This is a genomic window from Shewanella psychrotolerans, assembly GCF_019457595.1.
Classification (GTDB): Bacteria; Pseudomonadota; Gammaproteobacteria; order Enterobacterales; family Shewanellaceae; genus Shewanella; species Shewanella psychrotolerans.
Genome location: NZ_CP080419.1, coordinates 3,210,127 through 3,229,533, shown reverse-complemented (window position 1 = coordinate 3,229,533; position 19,407 = coordinate 3,210,127). Strand labels below are relative to the sequence as shown.

Here is a 19,407-nt window from a genome sequence, read left to right as displayed (position 1 = left end):
GACAAAGCTTTTAAGGATACTCTTTGTACCAGACTTTAGCTGAAGCCCTTGCGTGGGCTTCATCTCAACTTGTTGAGATCTCTGATACCGCTAAGCTTGATGCTGAAGTGATGTTATTGCATATCATTCATAAGCAGCGCAGTTATCTTTATACTTGGCCCGATGAACGTCTAACCTCTGAGCAGGTAACTACCTACAAACAGATGGTTCAGCGGCGCGCCATAGGTACGCCTATTGCGCATATTGTGGGTGAGCGTGAGTTTTGGTCGTTACCTTTTATGGTCAACCCCACCACTCTGATCCCCCGTCCAGATACCGAAATTTTGGTCGAAACAGCACTTAATCTGCCACTAGCAGATAATTCAAAGGTGCTTGATTTGGGCACAGGTACTGGGGCGATTGCACTTTCGTTGGCATTTGAACGCAATACCTGGCAAATAACCGCTGTAGACAAGGTGGGTGAAGCTGTCGCATTAGCCAAAGCCAATAGAGACAACTTAAAGCTGCCGCAGGTGAATATTTTGCAAAGTGATTGGTTTGACGCCATCACTCAATATGACTTTAACCTAATTGTCTCTAACCCTCCCTATATCGATGAAGAGGATGAACATCTTTCTCAAGGGGATGTTAGGTTCGAGCCGCAAAGTGCATTAACTGCAGGTGAGCATGGTTACGCCGATCTATTTCATATTGCCGATTGCGCGAGAGACTATTTAGCACCCGGTGGATATTTACTGTTGGAACACGGATTTGGTCAAGCCATTACTGTACGAAATAAGATGATAGAATTGGGTTATGAATCGGTGTCGACAGTCAGGGACTTTGGCAGCAATGACCGTTGTACCTTAGGCCGTTGGCCGAGATAGTGGCACATTGACGCACCATTTATCTTGGTTGTATTAGATAAATTGATAGGCTTTCAATAACTGAAAGTATGCCAGCCGTTGATATCTGAAGGTAGAAGTGTGGCTTCTACCTTCAGAGCATCGTTAGGGAATGAAAATAATCTCTTTCTCAAGCAACTCGTATATTAATTCGATAGCTGAGTTTTTATCTGCGCCATTCTGACTCAACACACTGATGATCTCGCTACCCGTGAAACATGTTGTCTGTTCACTAAGAAGCAATATTATTTGTGCTAATAGGGGATCGGTAACCGACTGATTCTTGCTGTGCCTAATCTTATAGCTGAGGCACTCGATCCTTTGAGACTGGTTTAAGTTCCTTTTTTCCACTGAAAATGAAGCTTCAGGATTTACTGCAAATTGACTGGATTCTATCTTATCTATATTTACCGTCTCAGCTGCAGCATTATCGGCTTTACATATAATGAGCTCTAATTTTGGGATTTCGAATAATCTTTCAATTACTTGATATTGTTCAAACTCGCTCAACTCCCTAAGTCTTGCTAATAGCACTGGGTCGTTAAAACGTTTATCTACTGACCAGACATCAGGATCGACCCAACGAACAAACTTCATTTTCGCGCTATCAATGAACTTCCATAGGGAAGCGATATCGTAACTCACTTCATTGACATTTAGGCAAGTATCGACAAACTCTATATCGGGGTTTCTATAGGTACCTTGCCAATAGTTGCCTTTAAAAATGGTGTTATCGGCTTCCTCTGTCAATGCTCTTGCAAGTGGTAATCTATCCTCAATTTCATCTTCACTAGAAGAGATAATATCGATTCCTTCAATTAGTCGGTATAGGGCTTGTCGACCAAAACTGCCATAGAGCATTAAAGAGATAACTCCGTGTGGAGCGAGAATACTGGCTAAGTTATTTAGACCGACTTGAGGGTCTGCCAAATGGTGTAATACGCCAGACGAATAGATAACATCAAACCCTCCTGGAGGAATGTCAACTCCCTCCAGTGTCATCAGGTCTGCTTGTACAAAATTAACATTAGTGAGTCCTCGAGCCTCTGCATTAGCCTTCGCTTCCGCTAGACCGACACTATTAATATCTATAGCCGTGAACATCACATCGGGTTGTAGGGATGCTGCACCAAGAACCCCTGGGCCACGTCCGCACCCAGCGTCTAAAACATTCAGTTGTGTATTGACATCTTTTTTCTTTGTCACATAACTTAAAAGTAATCTAGCATCGAAACCCGCTCTTATGGATGGATCTCCAGATGGATAGGGATATCTTTCATACATACTTTTTACTTTTTTAGTCGTTTGATCCACGGTCCATCTCCTCATAAGGCACGATTGGCAATGCTAAAGGGTGTAAAGAGGTCTGTTGCGATCCCAAACAAGCCTGACAGCATCGAATTAGCTAAATAACTGGATAATCAAAATTCGAGGTAAATTGATAATAGTGTTAATAGCTTAATGCTACTTAATCTATGTTACTTTAATCCCATTAGCAAAAACCTAAGTCACAGGTAGGGATTTATCCGATAGCCTAATCAATATTGAAATTGGGTTGTAGAGTCTCTCCATTTTTCATGCTTATGGGCGATCATCCCATTTCAGCTTTAATCAGTTTATTTTAGTCTGAACATTCACAGGGGATTGCTTATCTGCTACAGAACAGTAATTGTTAATTGTTAGTTTGAACACTCGACAATGCTTTGGTCATGAAATATTTACATCCAGTGGCTGGATAGGCTTCTAGTGTCCATTGTAACTGATAGCCACGCGACTCATAGAAGGGCTTGGCCTGAAAGTTTAGGGTGTCTAAAATTGCGTAGATGCAACCGCGCTCTTTGGCTATGTGCTCAGCTTCGTTAAGTATTTGGCTGCCGATCTGTTGGCCACGTAGTGCATCGCTTACCCACAGGTTATCAATCATCAGCCAATTGCCGAAGGTACGTGCTGAAAGGCCTGCAAGCAAGGTGCCTTGTTCATCCTCTAACTTTAGACCGAGTGGTAAGCGCTCGCTGACCTCCCAATGTTGCCAGTTAAACTCGGCAATTTTTTGTTTAACGGCATCGGCAAACTCATTTGAGTTGTCGTGTGTAAATTCAATAGTCATATCGCTTCCACATTGTGCTGATTATTTATAATGCTAATCTGTATAAGGTTTTAGCTAGTTTATCGTGGATAATAGTTTGATGATATTGGTGATAGAGCCTTGAATCAGGTACACTAGCGCCTTTGCGAGTAACGAAAGAATTTAAAATGGACAGTTTATACCCTGCTATTAAGCATATTCACCTTACGTTTATTGCCCTGAGTGTGCTGTTTTTTATTGTGCGTTTTACATTACATTTAAAACAGTCACCGATCATGGAAAAGAAGTTCGTTAAGATCGCGCCGCATGTTATCGATACTTTCCTTTTGCTATCGGGTTTAACATTATGTTTTATCGTTAAGCAGTATCCATTTCAAGATGCTTGGCTTACCGAAAAGATCTTTGCCGTCGTCGCTTATATCTTCCTGGCAACCATAGCTTTGAAGGCCAATCGTAATAAATTATTCAAGGTTTTCGCTGCATTAGGAGCGATTGCGTGGATAGTTTACGCTGCGAAAATTGCGATGTTTAAACAAGCTATATTAATGAGTTAATGACACAAATGATCCTTAATGATGAACTCTCATTACCAGAGAGTGCGTTTGACATTACAGAGCATTTAGGTTTTTCCAAAAAAGAAACCGCGAAGTGGGCGTGGCTAGAGCTAGCGGGTTCAGTGCTGAGTCAGTATCTGGTTGACCGTAATGATAGGCTTAATGCCTTAATTAAGTGGTTTTATCAAGATTTAGGATTCTGTGCTAGAGATTCATACTTTAGTGTTGAAGCGGCTGACTTAGCTTGTTGTGTTACGAGCCGCCAGGGTAATAGTACGACTTTATCGACATTGTTGATATTGCTTGCTAAACAGCTAGATTTGGTGTTAGAGCCGTTACTGCTGCCTGGTAATACAGTGCTTTGCAGTCGTATCGATAAGCAGGTGAGGTATATTGACCCGTTAACGGGGAATGATATTACTAAGCATCAATTGCATGTATTGGTTCGAGGGGAGTTAGGTAATGGTGCGCCCTTTAAGCCGCGTTACTTAAAGCCTGCGACGATTAAACGCTTGCTGTCTCGTATGCTGCATGAGCTCAAAGCTGGGGCGATTCTATCGCATCAATTTGAGAGTGCGATGGAGTGCTGTAATTTACTATTACAGTGGCACAGCGATGATTTAAATCTTAATCGTGAACGGGCTTTCATTGCACAGCAATTAGGTTGTATCAGTGTGGCAGCTGCTGATTTACAGCATTTTGTCGACAATAGTCCCCACGATCCTGTCACCGAACTGGTGAAATTACAGCTAAAAGAGCTTAATGAGGATCAAGAGGTCTATCACTAAATGCGAGCTTATAAAGGCATAATAGCTGAGGTTGAAATACTTCAGCTTTTTTTATGCCTAGCTTGTTCATCGTCATGAATTGTTCTAGCCATAAGCAGTGTATAGGTATTAGCAGTTTTAAGTCGTTATACGCCATATTATTAATCAGCGAGCCTTATGAGTTTGCAGCAAGGTGTCAATTATAATGTGGTCGTTAAAGGTAAAGCAGAACAAGCACTTTCATTGGTAAGGAGTCTCGGCTTATCTATTTTTTTTATGGAAATTCAAGCCGTGTAAAAATCGATCAATGTAAATAATAAAAACAAACAACTAGAATCATAAAACAGAACAAGATAACGAAAAATAGCTAAAAAAAGATAACTAAAATAGAGTTACTAAGGGAGATGAAATGAGCAGTACAGCACTAGTCAGCAATGATGCCACGGGTCTAGGCCTATTAGCAGTAATATTGGGTTTCGTTTTTTATACCAATAGCAGCAGCCATCCATTTTGGGTGAAATTTTATCGTTTTATTCCTGCACTACTACTGTGTTACTTTCTTCCCTCTTTACTCAATTCATTCAATATCCTTGATGGCGATACGTCAAAGCTCTATTTTGTCGCCTCGCGTTACCTGTTACCTGCGTGTTTAGTACTGCTAATCTTAAGTGTTGATCTTAAGGCTATTATGAGCCTTGGCCCCAAAGCTATCGTGATGTTTTTAACTGGGACAGTGGGGATTGTAATTGGTGGGCCAATTGCACTGTTGATTATATCAACGATTAACCCTGATGTGCTTGGTGTTAGTGGCCCCGATGCAATATGGCGTGGAATGACCACGCTTGCCGGCAGTTGGATTGGCGGCGGTGCGAATCAAGCTGCGATGAAAGAGATCTATGAAGCGGGTGGCAGTATTTTTTCTATCATGGTGACGGTAGATGTGATTGTTGCCAACATTTGGATGGCGGTATTGCTGTTTATGGCTTCGAAGGCCAAAGAGATCGATGCCAGAACTGGCGCCGACACTCGGGCGATTGAAACCTTAAAACAAAAGGTTGAAAAATATCATGCCGAAAATGCCCGCATTCCAAGTCTACGTGATTTGATGATGATAGTGGCGGTCGGTTTTGGTATTACCGGCCTTGCGCACATGATTGCCGATTTCTTAGGTCCGTTTTTCGAAACCAACTACCCTTGGACTCGCGATTACAGTTTAACCTCTAAGTTTTTCTGGTTAATTGTGACAGTAACCACGATCGGATTGGCAATGTCTTTTAGCCCTGTACGTCATTTAGAAGCCGCTGGTGCCTCTAAAGTCGCTTCGGCTTTCTTGTATATCTTGGTCGCCACTATCGGCCTACATATGGATGTGTTTAAGCTATTTGATCCCGCTAATCTTTGGTACTTTGCCATCGGTATTATTTGGATGATAGTGCACGCAGGCTTTATGTTGCTGGTAGCAAAGTTAATTAAAGCGCCGTTGTTTTATATGGCGGTGGGCAGTCAAGCCAATGTTGGTGGGGCTGCATCGGCACCCGTTGTGGCTGCTGCATTCCACCCTGCGCTCGCGCCAGTCGGTGTGTTATTAGCGGTGTTAGGCTATGCTGTAGGCACTTATATGGCTTGGTTGTGTGGTCAGATCTTGCAAGTCGTCGCCGCTTAGCGTTTCGACTTAATACCTATTTGATTAATGCTAAGGCGAGGCCTTAGCTTCTTAAGAGAGAAGTAGCGATGAGTAATAAAACCATTAAGTTAGGTAGTATTGAGATTGCAAACGATAAACCGTTTGTCTTGTTTGGCGGTATGAATGTGCTCGAATCTCGTGATTTGGCCATGAAGATCGCAGAAACCTATGCCGAAGTTACTCAGAAGTTGGGTATTCCTTATGTGTTTAAGGCCTCTTTTGATAAGGCCAATCGCTCGTCGGTAAACTCTTACCGTGGCCCTGGAATGGAAGAGGGGTTAAAGATTTTTCAAGAGATTAAGTCGACCTTTAACTTGCCGCTGATCACCGATGTTCATGAAACACATCAGTGTGCACCAGTTGCCGAGGTGGTTGATATTATTCAGCTACCGGCTTTTTTAGCACGCCAAACAGATCTTGTGGTTGCTATGGCTAAAACTGGCGCCATTATTAACGTGAAAAAACCACAGTTTTTAGCGCCCCACGAGATGCGTCATATCATCACCAAGTTTAATGAAGCGGGTAATGATGAGATCATCCTGTGTGAGCGTGGTTCAAGTTTTGGTTATAACAACCTAGTGGTTGATATGCTTGGTATGGATGAGATGAAGCAATCGGGTTACCCAGTGATCTTTGATGCTACCCATGCGTTGCAGCGCCCAGGTGGACGTAGCGATAGCGCTGGTGGACGCCGAGCTCAAGCAACTGAGCTTGCTCGCAGTGGTATGGCATTAAGCTTAGCGGGTTTGTTTATTGAGGCTCATCCAGATCCTGATAATGCTAAGTGTGATGGCCCTTGCGCATTGCCACTGCATCAGCTTGAAAACTACCTCACTCAGATGAAGGCTATTGATGATTTGGTGAAATCTTTCGCACCGATCGACACCAGTAAGTAGTCACTAGCAAGCAAAAGTTGCTGCATCGAAAGCCTCGCTCATTGAGTGGGGCTTTTTTCTGTCTGTGATTTAAGGTTGATTACAGTCTCTGTTTGTATCCTGTTGCTATATTAAGAAAGCCGATTAGTCCAAAAAATCGGCGTTATAAATCAGAAGGGTAGAATGATGGCAAGTAATGATAAAGCGCCAGGAATGCTGGGAAGGGCATTGGATGGCATTGAACGTGTGGGCAACAAGTTACCGGATCCAGCGATGCTGTTCCTGATGTTGCTCTTTACCGTGTGGGGCCTTTCCTGGCTGTTATCCGGTGTGAGCTTCGAGGCGATAGACCCTCGCTCTAATGAGCCAATTCAGGTGAGCAATTTGCTCAGTGGTGAAGCACTTACTCACTTTCTAACCTCCATGGTATCGACCTTTACCGCCTTTGCTCCCTTGGGGGTTGTCTTGGTCGCCATGCTGGGTGTCGGTGTTGCAGAACATTCTGGTTATATCAATACCGCGCTGAAACAGATGTTGAAAGTCACGCCAGCCAAATTGCTTACGCCTGCGGTGGTATTGGTGGGGATTATCTCTCATACCGCGACAGATGCCGGGTATGTAGTTGTGATTCCCTTGGCCGGGGTGATTTTCTTTACCGTTGGGCGACACCCGTTGGCGGGGATAGCAGCGGCTTTTGCCGGCGTCTCAGGCGGTTTTTGCGCTAACTTTATTCCCTCTGGCATAGACCCTCTACTGCAGAGCTTTACCCAATCGGCTGCGCAAATTGTCGATCCGGATATACGAATCAACCCGCTGAACAACTGGTTCTTTGCCGCTTCTTCTTGTATTCCCATCACTTTGTTGATCTGGTATCTCACCGATAAGGTGCTTGAGCCTAGGTTAAACCGCACTCATAAGGTGGCGCGGGATCAGGTGGATATTCCTGCGATGGAGCAGACAACGGCAACAGAATTGAAAGCTTTTCGTATTGCCACTGTGGTGATGTTGCTTGCCATTGCTGGTTTCTTTTCTCTGACCCTGTCGGAAACATCGACTCTTAGGGACGCTAACGGCTCATTGACCAGTTTCAATGCGCCTTTGATGCAATCGATCGTGCCGCTGATCTTTCTCTTCTTCGTCTTACCTGGGATTGTGTTTGGTTATCTGACGAAGACATTCAGCAGCTCAGCTGATGTAGTGCAGGCAATGTCAAAATCCATGAGTGGTATGGCGCACTATATCGTGATGGCGTTTTTCTGCGCCCAGTTTGTGGCTGCATTTTCTGCCTCAAATCTTGGGGCGCTTATTGCCGTAGAGGGCGCTGGCGCGCTAAAGGCGATGAACCTTTCGGCCGAAGTCACCATAGTGGGTATGATTATCTTGGTCGGCTTCGTGAACCTTTTTGTCGGCTCATCATCTGCCAAGTGGGCGCTAATTGGTCCGGTACTTGTCCCCATGTTGATGCAGTTGAATATTAGTCCTGACTTATCCCAGGCTGCCTATCGCGTTGGCGACTCAAGCTCGAACATTATTACCCCTTTGATGCCATATTTCCCCTTGGTAGTGGTCTACTGCCAGCGCTACGTTAAAGGGATTGGCATAGGGACCTTAATCTCTATGATGCTGCCATTCAGCTTGGCATTGCTCTCGATCTGGAGTGCTTGGTTGCTGCTCTATTGGTCGCTAGGGATCCCGCTTGGTTTAGGGGCAAGTTATACCTATTAATCTATAGCTTAAGTGTTACCGTCTTTCTTAAAGGCGGCTGACACAGGCTTTAAACCTGAGCATTAAAAATGGCCGCCCTGGGGTAGCATGGCGGCCATTTTTATTACCTTACTTTTTGTTTAGGCGGTTTGGTACCGAGCGAGGATTTTTCCTAGGCTTTCAGAGGCCTGAGATAGTTGCACAACACCATTAGAAGACTGGTGAGCAAGCTCTTTAATCGTATTCGCTTTTTGTCTAATTTCACTAAGTTCAGAGGCTATATCATTAGCAACAGCGCTTTGTTCTTCTGACGACGCAGCGATTTGGAAGCTCATATCGATAACACTTTGAGATGATTCGTTGATTGAGCTGACATCTGTGCCTATTTCGGTGATCAGAGTTTGACTAGACTGCGCTTGCTTGACGGTATTTTGAGTGATGCTGTCTATGTTGTTGGTCTCATGTTGTAGATTTTCAATCATGGCTTGGATCTCTACCGTTGCCGCTTGTGTTCTACTGGCAAGGGTACGGACTTCGTCTGCAACCACCGCAAAACCTCGACCCATTTCACCGGCTCGTGCGGCCTCAATGGCGGCGTTCAACGCAAGTAGGTTGGTCTGCTCTGAAATTGCATTAATTGTGGTGATCACTTCGTTAATTTTAGTTGCGTTTACTTTCAAGGTGTTGACTGAATCTGACGTCTGTTCGATAAAGCGAGATAGCTGTTCTATATCATCTATCGCTTTTTGCACTCGCTGGTAACTTTGACGAATAGATTGAGAGTTTTGCTCTACTTGAGCGACCGAATTATTTGAGATGCTAGAAACTTCTGAAGCCGATGCTGTCATCTCTTCCATTGCGGTTGCCACCGAATCGAGCGACAGGTATTGCTGCTCTATTTGCTCTTCACTTTCACGGTTTTCTGCTGCGAATGATGATGCCGTGTTATGTAGGGTGTTGGCATTGTCTTTTACCGTAACAACCAGTTCAGTTAGGGTATCCATGGCATTATCAAGTGCACAGCCTATGGTGCCAAACTCATCGCGGCCAGGATGAAATCCAAGTCTAGAGGTAAGATCGCCTTTGGCGATATTTTCGGTCGTATTCCATAGCACCCATAGCGCACCGCCAATGAAAGTCGCGGTCCAGTAGAGGATCACTGCAAATGGTAGCGCCCATAAGTAAGTGAACAATAGACTATAGAAAGCCGATTGTTTCGCAGCTTTTTCTTGAGAGCTGACACCTTGACTGATGCTTAACATTTGTCCCGATTGACTCTTTACTACCGCTGTTATCGTGTCATTTTTACGCGATGATTTGCTGGCATTGCTATTTTGAATATTTAGTGTCGCGAACTTATCTGTTTGTCCTGTGCTTTCAATCGCACGAACCATACCCGCTAGTTGGCTTTCTAAATTACTGAGCGATTGTTGTTCAATCTGTTCTATGTTGTCTTGATAGCGAAAAACGGCAACGCTGGTTATCGCGATAAGAAAAGCGGCAAAGATCGCCCAAAACTTATCGTTTATCGACATTTTTATAAATAGTTTATCTATGGTGCGGAAATTCACTTCTTTCATAGTTGGTTCCAAATCGTGGTCAGACGAAAGCTTAAAAGAATAAGTAAAATAGATGGTAAAGTTTAACACCAATTTAATAACCTATTTAGCATTTTCGTAATGACTTTCTAGTGGAGTGTATCCATTTTAGCCAATAACGATATTACGAATTGTACGTCAGCGCTATCAGAGCCTGTGTCTGTCGTTGGTTGAGGCTGTACTGCGAATGGATGTGTCAATTTTTATCTGCTTGAGGGAATCGACTTTCCATGAGGAAGACCTAAGGACGGTGCTTATATTACAAAAGCGGCTCAATTGGACACATTTTTACTTTGCAACCACGAAAGCTTAGTTGCTATGTGTTGAGCGCCATGGCTCACGAGTAATCCGAAGCTAGCACCTGCAACGAGATCGCCAACATAGTGATAATTCATCCCCAGTTGTCCGGCAAGCGCCCCAATAAGCAAGCTAATCCATATCAGTCTAAATTGCGCTAGATGGCGCCAAAAGGTCAGCGCTAAGGCAAAAGTAAATAGGGCATGCCCTGAGGGAAATGAGTTGTAAGATAGCCCCTCTGCGAAAGGGTGAAATGCTTCAACCCCGTCTGCTATCCATGAGGGATTATGGCCTCCTGATGGCAGTTCAAACCAGCTTTCTGGCCAAGTTCGGCCAAATAGGTATTTAGTGGCGAGACGAGTAACGAATGCCAATGCAATCGTTAATAACAGTTCGATAGCGAGTGTGAGGTACTTTTGTCTAAAGGTTTGACTCATACAAGCTGCAATCACAAGGCCTGCGGTGAATTCCAATAGTATAGGGGTATAACTGAACCACTTCAGAATCTGCCGGCCGTAGGGTTGTTGATGCATTAACTCGGCGACGTTACGGTCGAGAAAGAGGATGCTAAACAGACACAGGAGAATTAACGAGCCATAGAGTAGTGCTAATCCTTTAAGGCTGCTAGGGAAAACGCTTTTTATCATAGTAGGTTAACACCCAGGTCGAGTCTGTTCACCTTACCTTTTAGTTAAACAAAATGCCATAGGTTTAGTATGGCATTGGGGGGATTTAAATCGTCATAGAGTGAGGTTTAGCTTCGCAGACTCTCGATAAGATAATTAAGGCTTGGGTTTTCTTCGAGACATTTGTCACTGGTGACATTGAAACTCGGCGCAACAAGCCAGTTACGTTGAACTAATTCATCGATAAGATCTAGGTATTGCACACTCGTTTTACCGACGAGTAGATTACTCAAACTACGAGTCTTCGATAATGCAAGCATCTCTAAAAATCCGCTGAGATAAAGATGATCTTTAGTAAATCCACCGCCGCGGTAAACGCGAGCCGTCGTCACAAAGGCATCACTTGGTTCCATACCGACTTCATCAACGAGATAGCAGTGGGTAAGGTAAAAGTCTTGCTCTTGTAACATAGAGTTAACGGCCAATACGCGACAGGCGAGAGTGTTGAGGCGCGCGTGTGCCATAAAGCCTGCATTGAGTTCAGCGAGTATTGCCAAGCCTTCTTGGGTATATGTGGCACCAGGTAGCCCGAGTCGCAGCACCTTTAATGGTTGCTGCTTGGCATTGAGCGTTGTAGCCATGTGGACACCCAGTTCATGTTGAATTAGGCGCTGCACCTCACTGTTATAAAACTCAGCATGGCTATTAATCGTCAGCTGTGGAGGCATCGAGCTTACCATTGCTCGGGCGACAATAGAGGTGCTTAGACTAATTTTACACTGCATTCCCCATGCGTCTGCCTGTTGCTTCATTTGCTCACATGCAGCTTTGGCATCGAACTGATCGCCACGGTCTTCGGGGATCTCCTTAGCGTAAAGCAGGAACTTCGCGTTGTTTATGGCGCTGTTATCTGGGCGGCCATAGTAGCGTAAGGAGTTATAAACAAACCCTTCTTGTCCAACGTTTGTTAGCATATCTACCTGCTCGCCGAGCTTGTTAACGATATCGCTATACATCTGCTTTAGCGCGGGATCAGAGATATTGTCTATCGGTAGACGGTAAAGTTTATATTTAAACTCATTGGCATCTATCGGGAGCTGACGGTAGCGAAAATTTGGCCTAAAGCGACTCGGTGCACTGAAAAAACGTTTGCGCTCAGCCACTAAATTAGTCGGGTTTACATATTTTAAGGTATCGACCTTTTGGGCCAAACGGAATAGGCTAGCGTCGATTTCGACGACCGAGGGCTCGACGGCGCTACTAAGCATGTCGGCGCTACGGGTCTTGCTGCGACGATTGAGCTTACGTTGAAAATAAGCACTGGTGGCGCTAAACGCATTTTTCAGCCCCAGTTTTAGATCATCGAGTACGATAGGATAAACTTCGCCCGTTAGCTCATCCATGAACACTTTTTTGATCTCAATGGGCAGCACTAAGGTACGATCAAAATGTGCGTTAGTATGGGCGATAAGATAGCCTCGGCCCTCAAAGACGGCGTTGATCTTAGCATCGACTTCAATATTGGGTAGGGTGATGTTGTCGAGTTCAGTTTGGAACTTTTTAACCACGCTCTCCCAACGCTCCATATCGATTTGTGCGGTCCCGATATTAAATACAGGTGTTGGCTTTTCGATGCGCTTGTAGTTGTATGAGTGCAGATCAAATACGATAACGTTGCCAAACATCGATTCTAGCTTGGCGATAAGCGCTTCATAAAGAAGATAGAAGTCGTTATGTTTGGCTTGACTGATGCTGCGCTGTTTGGCGCTCATTGTCTTGCGCCAGACCTGCTTCATCCACGCCGATTTGTAGTAGGTACTTAAACTCTTTGGCCGATTAAGATCATATTCAAACCGTGAATCAGTGCCGACCAGTGTAATGGGTTGTGAGGCGATGACTTCATCGGTATAGGGATCTTCTTCGAAATAGCGTTCTTCGGCGGTAAGCTGACCCAATTTGATCAGCTCATTTCTCAAGTTGTGGCCCGCATGGATTGCGGTGCACACTACTGGGAGATATTCCTCTATTTTGATAATACAGCCAGATGTTTCTAATTGACCCGAAAAAGCTTTGCCTTGCTTAATCAAGTCTAACATCTGCTCAAGACTATAAGTTTGCATCTTCTACCGCACGTCGATATGCACTCTTACGTTGCATAAGTAAATCTTTAGAATTAATGATGTTTTCAGCAAAATCAATCACTTGCTTTTGAAGTCTCACTCGGTTTAATTTATTAATACGGGTAATGCCACCAGGGCTTAACACATTAACTTCAACGAGTTTGTTACCTATAACATCTAGGCCTGTAAAATAGAGGCCGTCACGCACTAACTTAGGCCCAATCGCAGCGCAAAGTTCACGCTCTTCACGCGTGATGGTGTGTTTTACGACACTGCCACCGACATGCACATTGGAGCGGAACTCGCCAGATGCGGGAACGCGCCTCATGGCACCGATAGGTTCGCCATTAAGCATCAGGATTCGTTTATCGCCTTCTTCTGCTCCTTCGATGTAATCTTGTAAGATCACATAGTTACTTTGCTCATCGGCTCCAATATAGAAGTCTAACAATGAGCTGAAGTTTTGTCTGGCACTTTTTTCAATCACAATGACCCCGTGGCCACCAAAACCGTTTAATGGTTTGAGGATCATCTTATCGCTTTCACTCTCTTCTAGTACTCGCTGAAGGTAGTCACGATTTTTTGATACGTGGGTCGTGGGGATATAACGACTGGCCGCACCGCTCATACTGGCGGTATAAAGTTTATTATTGGCGACTCGTAATCCTTCGAGATCATTAATGATCAAGGTGTCTCCCTTGACGGAGTCGAGGAAGTTAAGTGCAAGGTTATCCAATGGGGGATTGGCACGCATGAAGATGCAATCAAATCCCGCCATGGGTAAACGCGCTTTATGAAACTCAATCGACCGATAAAAGCGCGGTATGTTATCGGGGATCTTAGTTCCTTTTTTGATGATTTGACAAAACCCGTAGACACTACTGTCTCGAATAGTTAACCCACTGGTGGTGGTAATCGCAACGGTATGACCGCGTTGCGCGCATTCATGAACTAGTCTTAGGGTGGTATCAGATTCAGGATCGATACGTTCCCACGGGTACATCAAAAAACAGATGTGCATTATTTAAGCAACCTCATCGTCGGGGTGTGATTCTACGTAACTGTATTCTTCAACACGTTTGTTCACTGTGCTATTTAGGGTGTGAAACTTTTTCGGCTCACGAGTGAGCTTAGTGTATTTTATCCATACATGTTCGAGTTTAGTATTGGCCTTATTAGGGTGTTTTAACACCTTAATAAAATGTTTTTCCTCTGCGGTTTCAGGATCTAATTCGCCTGATTCAAACGCGAGCATCGTATCGCCATAAAGGCTTAATAGCTCGGCTTCAGACAGGGTGAACTCACCTGACTTGCTGAACCCTCTTGGAAAGTTTTTGTCATCAAAAAAACGCTTTTGACCAAAACGGAATGAATCTTCTGACATGGCAACCTCTAACTGTGATTTAAACGCTTTAACTACAGGGATATTCGATCGCGAAATTATGTTTTTTACCCTCAAAAGAGAAACAAAATTTTTTTGTCGTCACCATCAGGATTAGTTGTTATTCTCTCGGTGAAATCGACAGAGAGTCAGTAATGGACGTAAAAGTATTTAAAACGTTTTTAGAAGTAGCACAAACACGTCATTTTGGCCGTGCTGCCGAAAACTTATATATAACCCAAGCTGCTGTAAGTGCAAGGATTAAGCAGTTGGAGTCTTTCTTTGATTCACCACTTTTTATCCGAGATCGTAATAGTATCAAATTGACGACATCCGGTGAGCGATTAGTGGCGTATGCCGAGGTGATGGTGAACACCTTAGAGCAAGCTAAGAATGAGTTAGCGCTTGCGAACAATAAAGCCTTACAAATCACTATGGCTGGAACCCCGAATATTTGGGATGCCTATCTGCAACATTGCTTGAGTAAGGTCACTGAGGCCTTTGGTGGCTATGGCTTTTTAGCCGAGGCTTTAGGTCGTGAACAGCTTAATCGTCAACTTATTGAACGTACTATCGATATGGCATTTGCTTTTGACCCGCTTAAATCTGATGAGCTGGTCTGTAAGCAGGTAGCAGATCTAGTTTTGGTGTTGGTATCGACGTCTCCCTGTAGCCAAGAGCAAGCATTATCTGAGCATTATGTTTATGTTGATTGGGGCACCCGATTTGCGTCAGAGCACGCTGAGCGGCATTACCGCATTCCACCGCCTTACTTAAGAACTTCTACTGGCCGAATCGCACTGGATTTTATTCTCGATAAAGCGGGAGCGGCTTATTTACCGCTTTCGATGGTCGAGCCGTTTTTGAATGCTAAGCAGTTATATTTGGTTGATGGCGTCGAAGCGTGGAACCGGCCTATTTACCTCTCTTATCGAAAAGACAGCGGTTCAATCGAAGCAATTACTAAGATCAAAGAGTTAGTAAAAGATATTCAGCCGCTGACAGCGTCAAGTTTACAGCAAGCAAGTTTGGTGGATTAAGCTCTTAATCCATATTGCCACAGTAACCAGCATTTCATTCTCGGTCTGTATTGCGATGTTTTAGTGCAATCGCAATGCAGACGGCTGCACCGCCCCATGTGAGCAACATGGCTATCGACATCATCATAATGGCGCTAGTTGTCATTAGAGTGCTTCTCCTTTTCTTTGGTATTGTCTGAAGAATGAATGTTTGGATATCCTTGATGCTTACTGCTCAAATTAATTAGTATGGCAAAAAACATCATGGTACCCACTAATCCCCAGCCAAAAATAAGCTGATCGGCTATTGGATAGTCACCATAGCCGTTGACGATAGTGTTGTAGAGGTTCTTCATTAGAATAGTGACTAGGATTACTGGGCTGATGAGTTTTAAACAGATCTCTAGCCAGTGGCCCACATGAAACTCTGAGTTTTCATTGGCATGTTGCCTAATAAAGCTGACCTTGAGTAACCAGGTGACAATAATTAACTCGATTAGACAGCTCATCAATAGTGCGATGTTATTGATAAAGTAATCGACTAAATCCAATAGCAAAAGCCCACCATTGGTGGCAAATGCCATAGAGACCAGATACCCAAAGCTGCAAACAATAGTCGCCGCGACTTTTCTTCGTAGATGAAACTTGTCTATCACCGCACTGATCACCGCTTCGATGATTGAAATATGGGAGCTGAGCCCTGCGATAACCAATGCAATAAAAAATAACGGACCAAGGATATAAGGCGCTGGCATTAGGTTAATTGCTGTGGGAATCGTCACGAAAGCCAGACCAATTCCCGAGCTAACGACTTCGGTGAGCGGCTTCATCTGTTGCTCTGCCATGTAGCCCAATACGCCGAAAATTAGAATACCCGCTAGAATCGAGAAGCCGCAATTGATCAACACTGTCATGAAGGCGTTGTTGTTAATATCGGATTTACCTGGCAGGTAGCTGGAATAGGCGAGCATGATGGCAAAGCCTACACTTAAGGTGAAGAAGATCTGTCCGTAAGCCGCTGACCATACTTTAAAATCCAGTAGCCGACTAAAATCGGGTTCAAACAGGTAGTTGAGTCCTGATAGTGCACCTGGTAAAAATAGCACCCTTGCAATTAGCAGCAATACCATCATAAATAGCAGTGGCATCAATATTTTATTCGCCCGTTCAATCCCGCCTTTAACGCCAGTGTAGACCGCAGCGAAACTCATAAACCAAGCAAGTGTGATACTGACGGCGATACCGAATTGGAACTCTCCTAAATTCGAAGGGGAATTATTACCCAGCTTTAAAAACTCATTGAAGAAAAACTGGTTTGGATTGTCGCCCCAACTTAGGTTGAATGAAAAGCCTAAGTAGGAGATGGTCCAGCCGATAATGGCAACATAATAGACAGCGATCACCGCAGCGATAAAAACTTGAAACCAACCAAGCCATTCAAGCTTGAGGCCTAGGGTTTGGCCAAGTTGAGTAAACACCCGAGGCGCTGTTTTTCTGATTTTATGCCCGAGACTAAACTCTAAGATCATAAATGGGATGCCAGCAGTCAACATGGCAAATAGATAGGGGATGAAAAAGGCGCCACCGCCATTTTCGTAGGCCATGTAGGGGAATCGCCAGATATTACCTAATCCGATCGCCGATCCCACAGCCGCCAGTATAAATCCAACCCTCGAATTCCATTGTTCTCGCTTCATCGGTCACCTCAAGGTAACTCTTGCAATACTTGGATCAAGTCTAGTCTTTAATAGGCAATAGCGTGAGAGATCACCTTCATTTAGATGCGGTTACGCTGATTGGCCATAGTTTTGTAGCGTGATGATTTGTTGGTACACCTTGGTATTGCAGGGAGTCGCGATGTGATGATGCTGGGCACGGGTTATCAAGTAACCGTTTATCGCATCAATTTCAGTTTTTCGCTGATAATAAATATCTTGATGCATGGAGGAGTGATTGTTTGCTGTCAGGTGTATGACATCAAAAACGCGCTGGGTGAGAGCGGACCTATCGAGCGTTAGCCCCTCAGCCTCGGCCACAGTGAACACTTCGTTTAATAGTGCGCAGATGTCATTGTGGTACTGTGGCTTCGCCAGCTCTCCATTTCGGCAATTATAGATGGCCGTTAATGGATTAATGGCAATGTTGATCGCCAGCTTCTGCCAAAGCATGGGCAAAATCGGCTCACACCACTGGCTATTAGGAATGCTATCTAATAATTGTTGTTTGAGTTGCATTGACATCATTGGGCCGCCGTAGTGGCCAAGCTGGGTTAACCCTGTGCCAGTTTGAATAATGTGCCACGGTTTAGGCCTCAATGCGCCTTGGGATGTCGTTCCAAGGCTTAATCCTCGGCCGTTTAAAAGTTTAGCGATCTTAAGATGAGGCCCCATGCCATTATGCAGCAGCAATAGATGACAATGGGGTTTGAGCTTAGGTATGAGAGGCTTTAAGGCGTCAAGCACTTGATAAGCTTTGACGCACACAATGAGCAGATCGATTTCAATGAGCTGTTGTGATTCGGGGCAAATCAGCTGCGCCTGTCGTTCTACCTGCTCGCCTAATACGTCGGTAAAATGCAGCGGAGTCATGTTTGAAATATTTATGGCGGTGGCTGCGTGCGCGCTACGCCCTATTAAGTAAGGCGCCTCACTAGCCTTAGCAAGTTGATGGAAGAGTAGTTGTCCAATCGCGCCAGCGCCGAGTATTGCAATCTTTGACTCCCCATCAGTGCTGTTTAGCATTTGCATCGCAAGTGACCTATTTGGTAAATGAGTTTAACTAATCAAACTGGCTTTAATGTAACGTCTGTAGAGCCAGCGCATAAAATAAAACAGTGCTACACCCGCCATATCGGCGATAAAGTCAGCCGCAGAGGCGCTTCGATAGGGAAGAGTCGATTGCACTAGCTCAATAAAGATTGCATAAAATGCCAATATTGAGGTCAGCACGTACCATTTTGGCTCGAAAGCCAAGTAGGTAAGCAGCGCAAGGCAGAAAAAACTGCCCAAGTGACCAATTTTGTCCATGTTGGGTATAAGCTGAGGATAATTGGGGCGAGAGAAAACTAAATAACTGATCACGAGTAACGCAAGAAGTAAGGCTAGTTTAAAAATGAGCTTTCTAGAGATCACAAGTCACTATCATTGAGGTGGTTTTAGCAATCATAGGAAAATGTCACCTTAAAGTCATTAAGAATTCGTCGCTATTAAGCCGACAAGTTTTTTTGCTACCCGTTAGTGCAAGAAGGTAAACTAGCAACCATAGATTAAGCGTAACAAGAGGATGGTAACTATGCCTTCTATGGATATAGTGTCGGAAGTAAATGAAGTCGAACTACGTAATGCTGTTGATAATACTCGCAGAGAATTAGATGGTCGTTTTGATTTTCGAGGTGTGGTATGCGAAATCACCTATAAAGATCACCAAGTCACTTTGGCCTCAGAATCAGATTTCCAGTGTCAACAGCTGGTGGACATGCTGCGTAATCAACTTAGCAAGCGTAACGTTGACCCTGCTTCAATGGAGGTGGCCGATAAGGCGATTCACAGTGGAAAAACCTTCTCGCTAAAAGTGACCTTTAAAGAGGGCATCGAAAGTCTTGTAGCCAAAAAGCTAGTAAAGCTGATTAAAGACAGTAAGCTTAAGGTTCAGGCGGCTATTCAAGGTGATTCGGTCCGTGTTACTGGTAAGAAGCGAGATGACTTACAAGCGGTGATGGCGATAGCTCGCGAGTCTGATTTAGGTCAACCATTTCAGTTTAATAATTTCCGAGATTAGGCTGTGATCTAATAAGGTTAAGCGACATTGTAAGC

19 protein-coding genes are annotated in these 19,407 nt (G+C 44.3%); 8 read left to right on the top strand and 11 right to left on the bottom strand.

All coding sequences use genetic code 11. The features are described from left to right. Positions 1-23: 23 nt before the first annotated feature. The gene (prmC, locus tag K0I62_RS14295) at positions 24-866 is read left to right on the top strand and encodes a peptide chain release factor N(5)-glutamine methyltransferase (RefSeq protein ID WP_220068751.1); all 843 of its coding nucleotides are present in this window, start codon (positions 24-26) and stop codon (positions 864-866) included. Between the two features lie 123 nt (positions 867-989). Here prmC and K0I62_RS14290 read toward each other — a convergent pair whose 3' ends face one another. Both K0I62_RS14290 and K0I62_RS14285 read right to left on the bottom strand, forming a co-directional pair. Then, positions 990-2,198, bottom strand: coding sequence for a class I SAM-dependent methyltransferase (locus K0I62_RS14290; RefSeq protein WP_220068750.1), 1,209 nt, complete (start codon positions 2,196-2,198; stop codon positions 990-992). A 358-nt stretch (positions 2,199-2,556) separates the two neighbouring features. Continuing rightward, entirely contained in the window at positions 2,557-2,991 is a 435-nt protein-coding gene (locus K0I62_RS14285; protein WP_220068749.1) for a GNAT family N-acetyltransferase, read from the bottom strand. A 146-nt stretch (positions 2,992-3,137) separates the two neighbouring features. Here K0I62_RS14285 and K0I62_RS14280 point away from each other — a divergent pair, with 146 nt between their 5' ends. The 5 genes from K0I62_RS14280 to K0I62_RS14260 all read left to right on the top strand — a co-directional run bounded on the left by K0I62_RS14280 (position 3,138) and on the right by K0I62_RS14260 (position 8,575). After that, positions 3,138-3,524: a SirB2 family protein gene (locus K0I62_RS14280; protein WP_220068748.1), complete on the top strand. Its 387-nt coding sequence runs from the start codon at positions 3,138-3,140 to the stop codon at positions 3,522-3,524. Further along, positions 3,524-4,312: a transglutaminase family protein gene (locus K0I62_RS14275; protein ID WP_220068747.1), complete on the top strand. Its 789-nt coding sequence runs from the start codon at positions 3,524-3,526 to the stop codon at positions 4,310-4,312. Before K0I62_RS14280 ends, K0I62_RS14275 begins: the two co-directional genes overlap by 1 nt. A gap of 388 nt (positions 4,313-4,700) precedes the next feature. Beyond that, the gene (locus tag K0I62_RS14270; RefSeq protein ID WP_220068746.1) at positions 4,701-5,954 is read left to right on the top strand and encodes a DUF819 family protein; all 1,254 of its coding nucleotides are present in this window, start codon (positions 4,701-4,703) and stop codon (positions 5,952-5,954) included. A 68-nt stretch (positions 5,955-6,022) separates the two neighbouring features. Then, positions 6,023-6,871 carry a 3-deoxy-8-phosphooctulonate synthase gene (gene kdsA, locus K0I62_RS14265; protein ID WP_220068745.1) on the top strand — a complete coding sequence of 283 codons (849 nt, stop codon included), beginning with the start codon at positions 6,023-6,025 and terminating at the stop codon, positions 6,869-6,871. A 165-nt stretch (positions 6,872-7,036) separates the two neighbouring features. After that, the gene (locus K0I62_RS14260) at positions 7,037-8,575 is read left to right on the top strand and encodes an AbgT family transporter (protein ID WP_220071400.1); all 1,539 of its coding nucleotides are present in this window, start codon (positions 7,037-7,039) and stop codon (positions 8,573-8,575) included. A 119-nt stretch (positions 8,576-8,694) separates the two neighbouring features. Here the strand turns inward: K0I62_RS14260 and K0I62_RS14255 are convergent, their stop codons facing one another. The 5 genes from K0I62_RS14255 to K0I62_RS14235 all read right to left on the bottom strand — a co-directional run bounded on the left by K0I62_RS14255 (position 8,695) and on the right by K0I62_RS14235 (position 14,579). After that, entirely contained in the window at positions 8,695-10,134 is a 1,440-nt protein-coding gene (locus tag K0I62_RS14255; RefSeq protein ID WP_220068744.1) for a methyl-accepting chemotaxis protein, read from the bottom strand. Between the two features lie 290 nt (positions 10,135-10,424). Beyond that, positions 10,425-11,096, bottom strand: coding sequence for a phosphatase PAP2 family protein (locus tag K0I62_RS14250; RefSeq protein WP_220068743.1), 672 nt, complete (start codon positions 11,094-11,096; stop codon positions 10,425-10,427). Positions 11,097-11,203: 107 nt separating this feature from the next. Then, the gene (locus tag K0I62_RS14245) at positions 11,204-13,195 is read right to left on the bottom strand and encodes a flavohemoglobin expression-modulating QEGLA motif protein (RefSeq protein ID WP_220068742.1); all 1,992 of its coding nucleotides are present in this window, start codon (positions 13,193-13,195) and stop codon (positions 11,204-11,206) included. Continuing rightward, on the bottom strand, positions 13,182-14,216 hold the full coding sequence (gene gshB, locus K0I62_RS14240) for a glutathione synthase (protein WP_220068741.1): 1,035 nt from the start codon (positions 14,214-14,216) through the stop codon (positions 13,182-13,184). Before gshB ends, K0I62_RS14245 begins: the two co-directional genes overlap by 14 nt. Positions 14,217-14,219: 3 nt before the next feature. After that, positions 14,220-14,579 (bottom strand): MaoP family protein, encoded by a 360-nt coding sequence (locus K0I62_RS14235; protein ID WP_220063419.1) that lies wholly within the window; start codon positions 14,577-14,579, stop codon positions 14,220-14,222. Positions 14,580-14,731: 152 nt separating this feature from the next. Between K0I62_RS14235 and K0I62_RS14230 the strand changes: the two genes are divergently transcribed. After that, on the top strand, positions 14,732-15,616 hold the full coding sequence (locus K0I62_RS14230; RefSeq protein ID WP_220068740.1) for a LysR family transcriptional regulator: 885 nt from the start codon (positions 14,732-14,734) through the stop codon (positions 15,614-15,616). A 34-nt stretch (positions 15,617-15,650) separates the two neighbouring features. On the opposite strand, the gene K0I62_RS14225 is transcribed toward K0I62_RS14230, so the two are convergent. The 4 genes from K0I62_RS14225 to K0I62_RS14210 form a co-directional block, all read right to left on the bottom strand. After that, entirely contained in the window at positions 15,651-15,761 is a 111-nt protein-coding gene (locus tag K0I62_RS14225; protein ID WP_220068739.1) for a MetS family NSS transporter small subunit, read from the bottom strand. Continuing rightward, complete coding sequence (locus tag K0I62_RS14220) at positions 15,751-17,292, bottom strand: sodium-dependent transporter (protein WP_220068738.1); 1,542 nt, start codon at positions 17,290-17,292, stop codon at positions 15,751-15,753. Before K0I62_RS14220 ends, K0I62_RS14225 begins: the two co-directional genes overlap by 11 nt. Before the next feature lie 90 nt (positions 17,293-17,382). Beyond that, positions 17,383-18,336: a ketopantoate reductase family protein gene (locus K0I62_RS14215; RefSeq protein ID WP_220068737.1), complete on the bottom strand. Its 954-nt coding sequence runs from the start codon at positions 18,334-18,336 to the stop codon at positions 17,383-17,385. 33 nt (positions 18,337-18,369) lie between these two features. Then, positions 18,370-18,726 (bottom strand): VanZ family protein, encoded by a 357-nt coding sequence (locus tag K0I62_RS14210; RefSeq protein ID WP_220068736.1) that lies wholly within the window; start codon positions 18,724-18,726, stop codon positions 18,370-18,372. A gap of 160 nt (positions 18,727-18,886) precedes the next feature. Here K0I62_RS14210 and K0I62_RS14205 point away from each other — a divergent pair, with 160 nt between their 5' ends. Continuing rightward, positions 18,887-19,372, top strand: coding sequence for a YajQ family cyclic di-GMP-binding protein (locus tag K0I62_RS14205; RefSeq protein ID WP_220068735.1), 486 nt, complete (start codon positions 18,887-18,889; stop codon positions 19,370-19,372). The last annotated feature ends 35 nt before the right edge of the window (positions 19,373-19,407 follow it).

Coding starts and splice junctions, on each gene's coding strand:
- K0I62_RS14285 (WP_220068749.1), bottom strand. CDS start 2,991: ATGACTATTGAATTTACACACGACAACTCAAATGAGTTTGCCGATGCC.
- K0I62_RS14280 (WP_220068748.1), top strand. CDS start 3,138: ATGGACAGTTTATACCCTGCTATTAAGCATATTCACCTTACGTTTATT.
- K0I62_RS14275 (WP_220068747.1), top strand. CDS start 3,524: ATGACACAAATGATCCTTAATGATGAACTCTCATTACCAGAGAGTGCG.
- K0I62_RS14270 (WP_220068746.1), top strand. CDS start 4,701: ATGAGCAGTACAGCACTAGTCAGCAATGATGCCACGGGTCTAGGCCTA.
- kdsA (WP_220068745.1), top strand. CDS start 6,023: ATGAGTAATAAAACCATTAAGTTAGGTAGTATTGAGATTGCAAACGAT.
- K0I62_RS14260 (WP_220071400.1), top strand. CDS start 7,037: ATGGCAAGTAATGATAAAGCGCCAGGAATGCTGGGAAGGGCATTGGAT.
- K0I62_RS14255 (WP_220068744.1), bottom strand. CDS start 10,134: ATGAAAGAAGTGAATTTCCGCACCATAGATAAACTATTTATAAAAATG.
- K0I62_RS14250 (WP_220068743.1), bottom strand. CDS start 11,096: ATGATAAAAAGCGTTTTCCCTAGCAGCCTTAAAGGATTAGCACTACTC.
- K0I62_RS14245 (WP_220068742.1), bottom strand. CDS start 13,195: ATGCAAACTTATAGTCTTGAGCAGATGTTAGACTTGATTAAGCAAGGC.
- gshB (WP_220068741.1), bottom strand. CDS start 14,216: ATGCACATCTGTTTTTTGATGTACCCGTGGGAACGTATCGATCCTGAA.
- K0I62_RS14235 (WP_220063419.1), bottom strand. CDS start 14,579: ATGTCAGAAGATTCATTCCGTTTTGGTCAAAAGCGTTTTTTTGATGAC.
- K0I62_RS14230 (WP_220068740.1), top strand. CDS start 14,732: ATGGACGTAAAAGTATTTAAAACGTTTTTAGAAGTAGCACAAACACGT.
- K0I62_RS14225 (WP_220068739.1), bottom strand. CDS start 15,761: ATGACAACTAGCGCCATTATGATGATGTCGATAGCCATGTTGCTCACA.
- K0I62_RS14220 (WP_220068738.1), bottom strand. CDS start 17,292: ATGAAGCGAGAACAATGGAATTCGAGGGTTGGATTTATACTGGCGGCT.
- K0I62_RS14215 (WP_220068737.1), bottom strand. CDS start 18,336: ATGCTAAACAGCACTGATGGGGAGTCAAAGATTGCAATACTCGGCGCT.
- K0I62_RS14205 (WP_220068735.1), top strand. CDS start 18,887: ATGCCTTCTATGGATATAGTGTCGGAAGTAAATGAAGTCGAACTACGT.